Below are 13,704 nucleotides of genomic sequence, written 5' to 3'. Positions count from 1 at the left end.
GGCGCATGAAGTTTAAAATGAACATCCCAGTCCTTCGGCCAGGCCGGGAATAGCATGATCTTTTTGTCATCAATCTGCATCAGCATTTCCTGTAAACCGATCATGCCCGATCCTCCCCAGTTATGATCAGGTGTCCAGTCGAAACCTGGGCCCCAGAAGGCCGGGAAGCGCCTGCCGGAGTTTTTGAGTTTGAAGGTGGTTAATTTCGCCGCTTCACTGGTAAGCCCTAAACGGGCCGCAAAAATATTATCCTGTTTCCAGCCTATGCCGCTCCTGAATTTGGCTACGAGGGTATCCAGTTTCCAGGTGTTTAAAGCAGTATCCAATCCCGGTTTGCCCAAGCCAAATATGCCCCATGGAAATACCGGGTAAAACTGGGTGTTTTCTTCGTTATTAACCCGCTCCCATGATTTGGCAGGAGTGAGGGTTTTGTGACCATCAATCTCGGCAAAGGTAATAGGAGGGATGCGTTTCAGTAAGCCGGTCAGTTTCAAGCGCTCGTCGCCCGTTAAATAATTGTCCGGCAACGCCAGCATTCGTTTGGTGATGGTTTGCAGGGCAGCTATAGTTGAGTTGGAGTTATAAGCCATCTTGAAAGTTTCGGCGGATGAACCAGGGTATAAAACAAGCTGCCCGTTGCCGTCAAGCGCTTTGGCGCTTCGCTTGCGCGACAGGTATTGGTAATGCTCGTCAAAAAAAGTAAGACAGCTTTCAATGAAAGGAATGTATTGATGGATGTCATCGCCTTTATACCGTTCAGTTTCCAACATCATGAGGCAAAATTCAAAAACGGTATCCCAGGTGTACTCCAGCCATGCGTTATATTCCAGCCCCTTGTCAAAATCGGCAGGGCGCTTCCAGGTGTACTCGGCACTATTCGGCAAACCAAAATTCTCAACCTGCTCAGTAAAACAAGCACCGTTGTGACCCCAATAAACTTTGCTGCGTAACTCTGCATTTTTTAAGGAGCGGAGATAGAAATCGAACTCCGGTTTCATCATGTCAATATCGCCGCTTTTGAGCATTGGGAAATAAACCAACCGCTGGTTTTGAGCCGTCATCAAACCACCGCCCCAGTTGCGGAAATCGGGTGTAAAGGCGTATTGGGGGTTTACGAAAACGGGATCGTAGGTGAACAACCCGCCGTTAAATTTAGTGGGGGATTGCCCGTAGGCATTACAGCCAAGCATGTACCTGAACAATTGGTAATTTTTACCGCTTTGCCATGCTGAAGTATCATTGGTTGGCTTATCAGTGTTGATGTAGATAAAACTTCTGTCCCAGTATTGTTTCCACCAGTCGGCTGTTTTTTGCCATGCAGTTTTGGTGTTGGCTTCTGCTTCTTGAACTACTTTTTGCAGACCTTGTTGCCATTCATTTACAGATGTAGTTTGTTGTGTGTTGAGGAAGATCTCAAGATCCTGGCTTGTAGCCGGTTTGATACTTTTTAAAACCCAGCTTTCAAAATCTGTATTAAGATATTGCCCTTTTGTAGTACCGGCTGATTTTAGATTTTTGCCCTGCATCAACCCGCCGAAGGTTAGGTTTTTGAGTGGATTGTACATCTGATCTTTCACTGCGTCCATGCCCTGCTGCTTTACCGTAATATCAAATATGGTGGAATCGAGATTGTGGTGACAGAACTGAATGGCGTTGCCTTTAAAAGCGATGTTATCCTTCAGTGTTTTTACATCATTGCGCGGGGCAAATTTCCAGGAGCCTTCATTTTTTTCGAGGCCTTTAACCTCCCTGTCGCGGTAACGCCAGCTTTCAAAAATGGCTTCGGTTTTAATGGCTTTATTACTGGTGATGTTAACATGGATCACCGGGTGGTAAACATCAACCCAAAGCTTTACTTCAGTTTTCAAATCGCCGTTTTTTCCGCTGATGAGTACAGACCCATTTTGGAGTTTTAGTTCCTGTTTAAAATCGTTGCCATCAAAAGGGTTGGGCGATAGTTTAACCCTTATCCGGCCGGCTTTGAGCATGGCGTTGTTTTCATCGAAAGTGCCGCTTCTGGCGATATAAAAAAGCAGTTCACCCTTTTCAACCCAAACATTCAACCCAATATCTCCGCCGCCGCAGGGCATGGATTGGCCTGAGTTTTGACTCTGGCCAATCCACACTTCATTGTATTGTTCAATGCCTTTGTTTTGGGCTAACGCGATATTGCAGTACAGGAAGCAGAGCAGCAGGAGTTTTTTCATAATTACCAATCGTCGGTTCTGAATGAGGAAACGGGGAGCCCGTTGGTGCCGAACAGATCGCCTACAACAAAATCTTTAAAGGCATAACGTACGGCTACAGGCTCTTTTACCGAAGGTGAAGATACAATAATTACACTGCCCGATATCATGGCTTGCGCCGGGTAAAACATTTTGTCTTTACCGGCGACCTCAAAGTTCTGAATAGGCTTGTTGAAGGAGGTCAACCCATTTTCGGCATGTTCAAACCTGATGGTAGCCCGGTCACCTTCAATAGTCATTTCCTTATAAAGCGGACTCGCATAGTCAAACCCCTTAATGCCATAAGTTTGCGCTAAAGCCAGGTAAGCCAACCGCGTACCAACAGGTTCTTTACGGGGAGGGTGGATAAATGCCTGTTCTCCAACATCAAGCAATACCGCCATACCGCTGTTAGGTATCACTTTTAACGATTTACGCTGTGCATCGCGAAGGTAGGCCGAATTGTATTTGCCGCCCGTATTGTATGGCGGTAACTGGGCATAATCGTAAGGGGCGATCTGCGCATAGTAAAACGGGAAGTCGCCCTGTTGCCATAACTCGCGCCAGCGTTTTACCAGGGCCGGGAAAAGTTTTTCGTATTGATCGGGCCGGTCGTAATTTGATTCACCCTGGTACCAGATACAGCCTTTAATGCCGTAGCCGATCACGGGGTTCAGCATACCGTTGAACAGGGTGGTGGGCGTGCGAGATACCGCTTTTATAGAATCGGTTTTAGCCGGGATTTTGATCTCCGGAAAATCTTTCAGGCCATCAGCGTCCAACCAGGCTTCGGCGTTTGATCCGGCATAACAATCACTGATGAGGCCGATGGGCACATGCAGCACTTCGTTCAGTAACCTGCCAAAATAGTAACCGGTAGCACTAAAGTTAGAAACAAACTCGGGTGAAGCAACATGCCATTCGGAAAGTTTACTGTTTTCCTGTACCTTGGTTAGTGATGAGTGGGGAACTGTATAAATATGGATATTGCTATTGGCCGATTTTAGTATAGCATTAACAGAACCGGTTATCGGCTGACTTTTATAGCCTTTCATCGGAATCTCCATATTTGATTGCCCGGTGCAAAGCCAAACTTCGCCAATAAGCACGTTGTTTAGTTTAATGGTATTACCATCGCTGATGGTTACCGTGTACGGGCCTCCGTATACCGGCGTAGCAACTTTAACAAGCCATTTGCCGGCGGCATTTACTTTGACTTTGTAGTTTTTCTTATTCCACGAGGTGTTGATGGTAACCGTTGAGCCTGCTTTGTCCCATCCCCAGATCGGGGCTTCACTTTGTTGCTGCAGTACCATGTTATCGGTAAAAATGGATGCCGGCTTCACCTGCGCCTGCGACGATATGAACAGGAACAAACCAAGGCCTGATGCCAGTAACTTTTTCATTGCTGTAAATTTATTTGGTAAGCTTTCCGGCGCGCTTAGCCTCAAGCCATCCGCTGAAAAGGAGGTTTTTATTCAATTCGGGTTTTGGGAAAAACAGGCTGGCCAGGGAGCCAACTACGATCACCACCAAATGGCTGTACACACCAAGCATGTATTTATGTTGGGTGAAATTATATTTACCCAGATCGAGCAGAATATGTTTATCAGCACCCAGGCCAATTTTGGCAGAAGTTAAAAAGGCATAACCCGTAAAAAGAATACAGGCTATGATGCCGATATTTAAGCCCTGCCGGTTAGCCCTACTGCTGAACAAGCCCAGCAAAAAGATGCCCGCTATGCCACCCGAAAAGATAGCGTACAAGGTAAAAACAATGCCCAATGCACCTTCATCACCGGCAAGTAGATATAAAGTAGCTATACCCATCGCCCCTAAGCCGGCCAACACGACAATCCATCGGCCTGCCTTTAGATATTCTTTATCCGATCTGTTGGGTTTGAACTTTTTGTAATAATCCTCCACGCCAATAGCCGAAAGGCAATTGAGGTCGGCACCGAGGCTGGAAATTGCTGCAGAGATCAGTGCCGCCAGTATCAACCCTACAACTCCTGTAGGCAGTTTGCTCATAATAAAATAAGGGAACACAGCATCTGCTTTGATACCTTCAGGCAATGGGTTCTGCTGGTAAAAGGCAAACAAAGCGGTGCCAATAAACATAAACAATGCCCAAAGCGGTACGGTAAGCGCAACGCCTAATATCGATGCCCTGATGGCAGCCTTATCTGTTTTGGCGGTGAGGTAGCGCTGAACCATAGTTTGATCCGTACCGTATTTCTGGATGGCATAAAAAACACCGTTAATAGCCATCACGATAAATGTGAGCTTCTTGAAATTCCAGGAGTAGGGCCCAAAATTGTTTTTATGGTTCACGCTGGCGATATGCCAAAGTTCGGGGAAGCCGCCTTTGATAGAACAAATGAGGATAATGAACGAAGCAATCCCGCCGGCTATCAGCAAAAAACCCTGTACCACATCGGCCCAGATCACAGCTTCAATACCACCTATGAGGGTGATAACGATGATCACCACACCGATTATCCAGATGATAAGAAAAGTATTGGTGTTGGTCATATTGGATAGTGCCAGCGCCAGCAGGAAAAATACAGTACCCATTTTTGAAAAATGGGTTAATACAAAGCTGATGGAGCTATAAAACCGGGCAAACAAGCCAAAGCGTTTTTCAAAGTATTCGTAAGTGCTTACGCCTATCACTTCGCGGTAAAGCGGCACTATAAACCATACCATCAGGAGTAAAACTATTGGTACCATCAAACCTTGCACAAGCAAGATCCAGTTAGATGCAAAACCTTCGCCGGGGTAGGCCAGGAAAGTTACGCTGCTGATAAGTGTTGCCATTAACGACATGCCTATTGCCCATGCGGGGATAGAGCCGCGCGATACGAAATATTTTTTGGTGGAGTTTTGTCCTTTTGAAAACCTGAGACCAATGGTTAATGAAATAGCCAGTGCAAGGGCTATGATGATATAATCTGCCAGGTGCAGGGTTTCATGTTTCATATGCAGGTATAGTTATTGGATTCCCAAACGGGAGCGGGCCAGGGGTAGCTGCCTGGTTTTAAAGTTAAACATAATTGGTTATTGCCCGCTACGCGCATATGAATAACTCCGGGAGCTATTAGTTTTGAGGGATATAATTTTTCGATGTTTAAACGCTCGAGTATGGCCCAGGCGGTCGCGCCGCCCTCAATTAACAATTCGTGAAGAGAGGTGTGCTCAATAACCTGTTTTACAATAGCCGCCATTTTGTGGCTCAGCAATACCGGGTCGACTTTAATGTCCTTAATAAAATCGGGGTTTATAGCGATGATGGCATTGTTTTCCGCTACAATACTGGATGCGACGTGGCTGGCAAAAAGGCCATGCACATGATCGCCGCTGGTTTCGGCACAGATGGTTGCCGCAGGCACGTAATGCACCGGGATGTTGTTGTGCTTACCATCGTTAAGGTTTAGCTTGCCCTGGTAAAAGGTACTGCCAAATACAAACAGCCGCCTGCCGGTGGTTTCAGGGTCGGGCGTTTCAATCTTTTGCGGTGATGTTAGGTGTTGAAGCAGAGTAGTAAACAAATTGGCCGAACCTGCCAGCAGAGTATCCTTGTCTGTTTTTTCAATCCAATATTTCAGGTCGTCCTCGGTACCGGCAGCTCCTATACTAATTCCTGTTGATGGCAGTTTATCATCCTTTTTAACAATGTGGATCTTTTCATCAGCCCTTAATAATTCAACAACATTCGAGCTTAAGGCGGGGAAGGTTGGATCGTAAGCAAAATCACTGAGATGGATAGGCGCGCCATTATAATAAAAGGTATCGCCGATGAGTTTTTTTGAATGATGAGGATTGCCGGGTACGATCAGCGCCGTTTTTAATCCAGATGCTGTTAGCTGGCTTTGCAATTCCTCAACAATGTGCCCCCGTAAAACGGAATCTATTTTCTTGAAGATAAACCGTGGCTGTAATTGCAAAAGTTGAACCGAGAGATCGCGCATGACCTCCCTTGCCGTCGCCACAGGAAGCGAGCGGGTATCAGTAGCGATAATCAACAGGTCAGCATCGCAGCGTTCATCAACAGTGGTGCTCACCTCGGTTCTTAACCCGTGGTTGAGGCCAATTCCGGCAAGCTCGGCTGCCCCTGTTAAATCATCTGCAATTACAGCGATCATAGCTTATGCTTTTATCCTGTTTTTGCTCAACTGCACCGCCGACTCAATCGCCAGGATCATGGCATCACTGCTGGCAACGCCTTTACCTGCAATTTCAAAAGCAGTTCCATGATCAACCGAAGTGCGGATGATAGGCAAACCCATAGTAATGTTAACGCCTTTTACGCTATCCATTTGCTGTTTTTCGGCATTCCATTTAAATCCTGTAAGCTTAAAGGGGATGTGGCCCTGGTCGTGGTACATAGCCACTACACCACCATAATACCCGGTTGATGCCTTTGAAAATAAAGTATCGGCAGGTACGGGGCCTTCCACATCATAACCTAATTTTAAAGCTTCCTGTACGGCAGGCTGGATCTCCAAATCATCTTCGGTACCAAATAAGCCCGAATCACCGGCATGAGGGTTAAGTCCGGCAATGCCGATCTTCAGGTTTTTTTCGCCGAGCGAGATGAGACCATCCTGCAACAGTTCAACTACTTCCACTATCCGGTCTTTTTTTACCAGATCGCAGGCTTGCCTTAATGATACATGGGTTGATACGTGGATCACCTTCATGTTATGCTCAACCAGCAGCATAGCGTATTTTTTTGTGCCGGTGTAATGCGCGTAAATTTCGGTATGCCCGGCAAAGTGGTGCCCGGCTTCATTAATTGATTTTTTGTTGATGGGGCCTGTTACTGTAGCGTCAACCTCGCCGTCAATTGCCAGCTCAATAGCTTTTTTAACGGCTTCAAATGAGGCATTGCCTGCCATAGCCGAGATCTCGCCAAAACGCAGCTGTTCCATATCTACATTTTGCAGATCATAAACATCGGGCTTGCCAAACTCAAAGTTTGCATTACGGATATCTTTGATGGAGTTAATGCGCGCATCTAAACCCAGGCGCTTTACTATATCAAAAAATACACCGGTATCTCCTATAATTACCGGACGGCAAATCTCATACAGTCTTTCCGTTAACAATGCTTTAACGGCTATCTCGGGGCCAATACTGGCCGGGTCGCCCATGGTTATTGCTATGATCGGTTTTTCGGCTGTCATTGGTATATCGGCAGGCTAAGGTTTTCAACATTGAGCATTCTTTGCAATTTCTTTTGCAGGTCGGCCGCTTCGGTATCACTAACTTTCAACAATGGCGGCATCATATACGGACGGCATAGTCCTGCGCTTTGCATTAATGATTTTAATGCCGCCAATGACTCGCCCAGCAAACGTTTGCCTTGGTAAATATCACCTATCAGGTTGGAATGCCTTTGCAGTTGCAGGGCGGCAGCTTCGTCGTTGTTGTCGGCCGCGACAATCATTTTATAATAGATATCTGGGAACAGGTTGCCGGTGCTTGGCACCAGGCCGTCACTACCGGTAAACAGGGCATGGGCAGATTGTGCTCCCCAGCCCAAAAAATGGCTGAAATCGGCGCGGCCAGCCCATAGCTTAAGCGAGTCCCTTAAGCGGTCATGGTTGCGTTCCGAGTCCTTGGTGCCTACGATATTATCGTGATAACTTAATTCGTCGAGAAGGTTTAGGTTTATCGATACATTGGTTGTAGCCGGGATGTTGTAAACTATCAGCGGGATAGGTATTTCGTTAGCCAGCGTTTCAAAGTATGTTTTAATTTCGTATTCGGTTAAAGTGAAATAGGCAGGCAAATGGGCAACCGCAACATCAATACCCTCATCTGCACAGCGTTTAGCCAGCTCAATAGAATCGGCCAGGCAATTTGATGAGATGCCTGCATAAAGCAGCCGGCCTGGTTGCCTTACCGACGTTACCAATTTAACAAAATCAAGCTTGAGGTCATTGGGTAATGAGGCAGATTCGCCGGTGGTACCCAGGATAAAAGGTACCCCACCGTAGTTGAAAATATTGTCGAATATTTTTTCAACCGCTTCGTGATCAAGTTTGTAGCTGTCGGTAAGTGGCGTAATTGATGGCACTACCAGGCCATTATATTTCTTTTTTAGTTTCATTAGGATGTATTAATAAGCAGCCTCGTAAATGTTAACCGCGTCATCTATGTTTATCGGTCGCGGGTTGTTTTTAAGCAAGCGCGTAATTTTCATGGCGTCGGCAGCCATTTGCGGTATGGTGTTTTTATCTATATCTATTTCTTTTAAACTTGCCGGAATGCCACAGTCTTTAATCAACTGGCGGATCTTTTCTACTCCGGCCTGAGCCGTTTCAAAATCATTGATACTACTATTACAGCCTAAGGCGCGGGCAACGGCGGCGTACCGTTCCGGCGCTGCCGGAATGCTATACTCCATTACAAAAGGAAGCAATAAAGCGTTTGATAAGCCATGGGCAATATGATACAGGCTGCCTAATGGGTAGGAAAGGGCATGCACACCTGCCGTGTTGACCGGACCCAAACAAAAGCCACCCATTAAACTGCCGATAGCTAATTGTGTGCGGGCATCCTCATTTGTACCATCGTTTACTGCTTTAACCAAATTAGCGGCTATGAGCCTGATTCCCTCAAGCGCATACATATCAATAAGCGGATGAGCATGTAAATTGGTATAAGCCTCAAGGCAATGCGTTAGGGCGTCAAGACCGGTCGCGGCGGTAACCTCTGCCGGGAGACTGACCATCAAAGCCGGGTCGATGATCACCACATCCGGAACCAGGTAGGTACTGATAATACCCTTTTTCTGGTTATCGGAATCATCAATCAATATGGCGTTAGGAGATGCCTCACTACCTGTACCCGCTGTTGTAGGTATACAGATCAGTTTTTTAGTCCGGCTTTTAAGCAGGTTGATGCCTGTTATCTCCGCCAGTGTTTGGTTGTTATTAATTTGCGCGGCTATGAGTTTGGCTACATCAAGTACGCTGCCTCCGCCAATGCCTATGATCGCATCAGCCGCGGTATCTCTTACCGATGCAAGCAGATCTTCAAAATCTTTAAATGAAGGCTCCCGTACTATTGAGGTATCAATGTGAACAGCAACCCCGGTTTCTTTAAGCTGAGCTAAAAGCGGTTCAAGCTTTGCTAATAACGGACTGATGGTAATGATCAAAGCCGATTTATACCCGCTGTTAACAATCTCATCGATTAATTTAAAAAGCGAGTTTTTGCCAACTATTACCTGGCCCGGAAACCGGATAGTGATGTCGCGATAAGGGTGTTCAGTTTGCGGCATATATTTATATTATGGTAACAGGCTTTATTAATTGGTTTTGATATAAAACAAAGATGGATAATGCCACCTCCCTTTTTCATCCAACCGTTATCAAATTATTGTACGATATTATCAAAAGGTATATCCGTCGATGCGTTATTAGGATATGATCTGCCTGTAATTGGGTTTTATGGATAGCAATGGTGGTAAATGATCACCGAAATGCGGGGAGACGGGGCATGACAGTTCGGTAACAAAAGGCCGGTAACTTAGCAAAAAGGTGATTATGAGAGAATAGGGCAAAGTTTTAGTGCTTTGAATGGCTACTAACGCTCTGACTTACGATTGATCAAATCATCAAATTATAATTATAAACCACCCGGCCAGATACCGGTACATTTTTAATATTTCTGTTAACCAATAAATACACACGCCCATGAAAGTAGTAAAAACGTTAGGACAATTTATTATAGAGAAACAAGCAGATTTCCCGTTTGCCAAAGGCGAGCTGTCAAGGCTTTTACGTGATATAGGCATTGCCGCAAAAATTGTAAACCGTGAGATCAGCAAAGCAGGGCTTATTGATATCATCGGCGAAACCGACTCGGTAAACTCGCATGGGGAGCGGCAGAAAAGGATGGACGTTTATGCTAATGAGCAATTCATTTCAGCCTTGAGGAGTGGAGGTGAGTGTTGTGTTGTAGCCTCTGAAGAGAATGACGAACCCATCCTGATAGAATCGGAGATCTCAAAGTACGCTAAATATATCGTGGCCATTGATCCGTTGGATGGCTCATCAAATATTGATGTGAATGTGAGCGTGGGGACTATATTTTCCATCTATCGCCGTAAATCTGTTGAAGGCAAAGCTACGCTGGAAGATGTACTGCAAAAAGGTACCGAACAGGTTGCAGCAGGCTATGTGATCTATGGTTCATCAACCATGCTGGTTTATACCACGGGCAAAGGGGTTAACGGCTTTACGCTTGATCCATCAATAGGGGAGTTTTGCCTGTCGCTCCCTGATATTAAAATGCCTAAAGATGGTTGCATCTATTCGATAAATGAGGGCTATTATACACATTTTCCGTTGGGGGTAAAAAAATACATCAAATACTGCCAGGTTGAGGATGTGGCAACCAATCGTCCTTACACTTCACGATATACGGGCTCAATGATCGCCGATATTCACCGTAACCTGATTAAAGGTGGCATCTTTTTATATCCAACTACATCACAACATTCAAACGGAAAATTGAGATTGGTATATGAATGTAACCCGATGGCCTTTATTGTTGAACAGGCGGGTGGTACAGCATCTACAGGTTATGAACGGATCCTTGATCTGGATGTTAATGAACTTCACCAGCGTTCGGCCATTTTGATCGGCTCGGAAAACATGGTTAAGCGGGCAGAAGATTTTATGCTGGCCTTTTCTCCGCAACATCCATCTATAACACAGCATAAGAATGTTGTTTAGTTACCAGGTAGTTATCAATTTGTAGTTTTGGCATTATTAGGAATTACATCGATAGAAATTTTATAGACTTTATCATTAAAATTAGGTAAGACTAATTTTTTTTATTTGTTTTGTATGTTATTTATAATGTGCTAAAGCGAATAAAATGAAATTATTACCTTTACTATACTTTTTACTGATCTCAATAACCATTTCGGCGCAGCAGGGTTCTCTTAAGGGGAAGTTAACAGCCGGCAGCGAACCGCTCTCTTTTGCTACCGTTGCCCTTACAGGGACCTCAATTGGAGGCACTACAAATGATAAAGGCTATTACCATTTAAAAAATGTGCCGGCAGGTACATATACCATAGTATTCTCAAATATTGGTTATGTTACCGAGCGTTATAATGTGAGTGTAAAACCCGATGAGGCAACCTTATTGAACGGGAACCTTAAAGAAAGCAGTTCCAAATTGAGTGAGGTAACAGTGACCGGCGTTTCACGGAAAACCGAACTGCGGAGTAACCCGATACCCATTGCGGTGATGACGAAGAAGGAGATGGATCAGAATGTAAACAACAATGTTATTGATGCCATTGTGAAAGGAGTACCAGGGGTTAACGCGGTTACTACGGGACCTAATATTTCTAAGCCGTTTATCAGGGGATTAGGCTACAACCGCGTTTTAACCCTATATGATGGCGTGCGCCAGGAAGGGCAGCAATGGGGCGATGAACATGGTATTGAGATAGACCAATATGGTATTGGTCGCGCGGAAGTGGTTAAAGGGCCGGCGAGTTTAACCTATGGCTCGGATGCATTGGCGGGAGTGATCAACATGATCCCATACCTGCCGGTTGGCGAAAACAATGTTTTACGGGGAGATTATATTGCCGATTATCATACCAATAACGGTATGATAGGTACCTCGCTGGGTTTATCGTACAAAAAGAACGATTGGCGGTATGCCTTTAGGGCCACAGCGAAAGCTGCACATGATTATCAAAACAGCATTGACAGCTACGTTTACAACACCGGTTTTCGCGAATACAACCTATCGGGGATGGCCAGGGTTGATAAAAACTGGGGTTACTCGCAAATTGCAGCAACTGTTTATGATAACCGGCAGGAAATTCCCGATGGTAGCAGGGATTCGCTTACGAGGCAGTTTACCAAGCAGATAGCCGAAAGTAGTATCGATAATATCAGGAACAGGCCAATTGTTAGTGATAATGAGTTAAGATCGTACAGTATAACTCCGCTGCACCAGCGCATTCAGCATTACCGGATCTATTCGCACAACGAGTTTAAACTGGGTGAAGGCAGTAGCATCAATGCTTCGCTCGGCTTGCAGCAAAGCATCCGCAGGGAATACAACCATCCTACATTGACGGATCAGCCGGGATTGTATGTGGTGCTTAACACACTTAATTACGATCTGAAATATAATTTGCCCACCATTGCAGGCATAGAGGGTACAATCGGCGTAAATGGTATGTACCAGACCAACCGCAACAAGGCAGCAACAGATTTTCCGATCCCGGATTATAACCTGTTTGATGCCGGGACTTTCCTCTTTGCCAAAAAAACTATTGGGAAAGTTGATATCTCGGGCGGCGTAAGGTATGATAACCGGCACATCCATTGGAATGATTTTTACGTAGGGCCGAACCCTAAAAATGGGTTTGAACAGCATGTGAAATTGCCGGATACATTAGGTGCACATTTGCAGTTCCCAGCCTTCAGGCATGTTTATCAGGGCGTTTCGGGTAGTTTGGGGATAACCTACAATATCAGCGAACGCTTATTGTTCAAGGCTAACATTGCGCGGGGATACCGTGCCCCTAATATCACCGAAATTGGCTCCAACGGGCTTGACCCCGGTGCGCATATCGTATATTTAGGCAACCGCAGCTTCAACCCCGAATTTAGCCTGCAGGAGGATCTGGGTTTCATCGCTTACCTGAAAGATGTCGACCTGATTGCCGAATTGTTTAATAACCATATCAACAATTACATTTACCAGGCTAAGCTAACCGATGCCAATGGCAACCCCGTAGTAATTGTGCCGGGTAACAGCACCTATCAGTACCAGCAAAGCAGCGCCCGTTTATATGGCGCCGAGTTTACAGTTAATATACATCCGCAAGATGTTAAGTGGCTGGCTTTTAACAATAGCCTGGCGTATGTAACAGGGATCAACGGCAACAAACAGCTCATTGATGAATCTAACGGTGCCGCTAAATATTTGCCTTTTATCCCGCCGCTGCATATCCGGTCGGAGTTTAAGGCAAGCTTGCAGAAGGCTTATGGTGCTTTTTCAAAAATTTATTTCAAGGCCGAGATGGATGCCTACACCGCGCAAAACCGCTTTTATGCTTTGGATAATACGGAGACCGCAACACCCGGCTATGCCCTGTTTAATATCGGGGCAGGTACTACCGTCAAAAATAAATCGGACAAAACCATTTGTGAGCTTTTTTTGCAGGTAGATAATTTGTTTGATAAGGCTTACCAATCTAACCTTAACCGTTTAAAATATTTTGAATATTATCGGTCGTCACCAAACGGGCACCTTGGCATTTATAACATTGGTCGAAACATCAGCTTTAAAGCGATTTTTCCTTTTTGATTAAACGTATTGCCAACGTACCATCAGGGTTTCTTGCAGATTTAAGTTAATCCACAAAATGATTATTGCCAATTGATTGATCTGCGTGAGTTGAACCCCTCTGGGGTTCGGATAA

9 protein-coding genes are annotated in these 13,704 nt (G+C 45.3%); 2 read left to right on the top strand and 7 right to left on the bottom strand.

Annotated features, from left to right (window positions below):
* The 7 genes from VF500_RS15375 to VF500_RS15345 form a co-directional block, all read right to left on the bottom strand.
* Positions 1-2,207, bottom strand: a 2,207-nt coding sequence (locus VF500_RS15375; RefSeq protein WP_330860512.1) for a DUF5703 domain-containing protein, incomplete at its 3' end; no start/stop codon positions are given.
* 2 nt (positions 2,208-2,209) lie between these two features.
* Positions 2,210-3,631: a sialate O-acetylesterase gene (locus tag VF500_RS15370; RefSeq protein WP_330860511.1), complete on the bottom strand. Its 1,422-nt coding sequence runs from the start codon at positions 3,629-3,631 to the stop codon at positions 2,210-2,212.
* 10 nt (positions 3,632-3,641) lie between these two features.
* On the bottom strand, positions 3,642-5,207 hold the full coding sequence (locus VF500_RS15365) for a sodium:solute symporter (RefSeq protein WP_330860510.1): 1,566 nt from the start codon (positions 5,205-5,207) through the stop codon (positions 3,642-3,644).
* Complete coding sequence (locus tag VF500_RS15360; RefSeq protein WP_330860509.1) at positions 5,204-6,370, bottom strand: four-carbon acid sugar kinase family protein; 1,167 nt, start codon at positions 6,368-6,370, stop codon at positions 5,204-5,206. The genes VF500_RS15365 and VF500_RS15360 overlap by 4 nt, the downstream gene beginning before the upstream one ends.
* 3 nt (positions 6,371-6,373) lie before the next feature.
* On the bottom strand, positions 6,374-7,414 hold the full coding sequence (gene pdxA, locus VF500_RS15355) for a 4-hydroxythreonine-4-phosphate dehydrogenase PdxA (RefSeq protein ID WP_330860508.1): 1,041 nt from the start codon (positions 7,412-7,414) through the stop codon (positions 6,374-6,376).
* Positions 7,411-8,343, bottom strand: a complete 933-nt coding sequence (locus VF500_RS15350) for a dihydrodipicolinate synthase family protein (protein ID WP_330860507.1) — start codon at positions 8,341-8,343, stop codon at positions 7,411-7,413. The genes pdxA and VF500_RS15350 overlap by 4 nt, the downstream gene beginning before the upstream one ends.
* A gap of 9 nt (positions 8,344-8,352) precedes the next feature.
* A complete protein-coding gene (locus tag VF500_RS15345; RefSeq protein WP_330860506.1) occupies positions 8,353-9,519 on the bottom strand; it encodes an iron-containing alcohol dehydrogenase in 1,167 nt (388 codons plus the stop codon).
* 415 nt (positions 9,520-9,934) lie between these two features.
* On the opposite strand from VF500_RS15345, the gene fbp reads away from it, so the two are divergent.
* A complete protein-coding gene (gene fbp / locus VF500_RS15340; protein ID WP_330860505.1) occupies positions 9,935-10,978 on the top strand; it encodes a class 1 fructose-bisphosphatase in 1,044 nt (347 codons plus the stop codon).
* Positions 10,979-11,123: 145 nt separating this feature from the next.
* Positions 11,124-13,589 (top strand): TonB-dependent receptor, encoded by a 2,466-nt coding sequence (locus tag VF500_RS15335; protein ID WP_330860504.1) that lies wholly within the window; start codon positions 11,124-11,126, stop codon positions 13,587-13,589.
* Positions 13,590-13,704 lie beyond the last annotated feature (115 nt).

The sequence above is a fragment of the Mucilaginibacter sp. genome (genome assembly GCF_036383575.1).
Classification (GTDB): Bacteria; Bacteroidota; Bacteroidia; order Sphingobacteriales; family Sphingobacteriaceae; genus Mucilaginibacter.
This window is presented reverse-complemented; position numbering and strand designations above follow the sequence as displayed.

Coding starts and splice junctions, on each gene's coding strand:
- VF500_RS15370 (WP_330860511.1), bottom strand. CDS start 3,631: ATGAAAAAGTTACTGGCATCAGGCCTTGGTTTGTTCCTGTTCATATCG.
- VF500_RS15365 (WP_330860510.1), bottom strand. CDS start 5,207: ATGAAACATGAAACCCTGCACCTGGCAGATTATATCATCATAGCCCTT.
- VF500_RS15360 (WP_330860509.1), bottom strand. CDS start 6,370: ATGATCGCTGTAATTGCAGATGATTTAACAGGGGCAGCCGAGCTTGCC.
- pdxA (WP_330860508.1), bottom strand. CDS start 7,414: ATGACAGCCGAAAAACCGATCATAGCAATAACCATGGGCGACCCGGCC.
- VF500_RS15350 (WP_330860507.1), bottom strand. CDS start 8,343: ATGAAACTAAAAAAGAAATATAATGGCCTGGTAGTGCCATCAATTACG.
- VF500_RS15345 (WP_330860506.1), bottom strand. CDS start 9,519: ATGCCGCAAACTGAACACCCTTATCGCGACATCACTATCCGGTTTCCG.
- fbp (WP_330860505.1), top strand. CDS start 9,935: ATGAAAGTAGTAAAAACGTTAGGACAATTTATTATAGAGAAACAAGCA.
- VF500_RS15335 (WP_330860504.1), top strand. CDS start 11,124: ATGAAATTATTACCTTTACTATACTTTTTACTGATCTCAATAACCATT.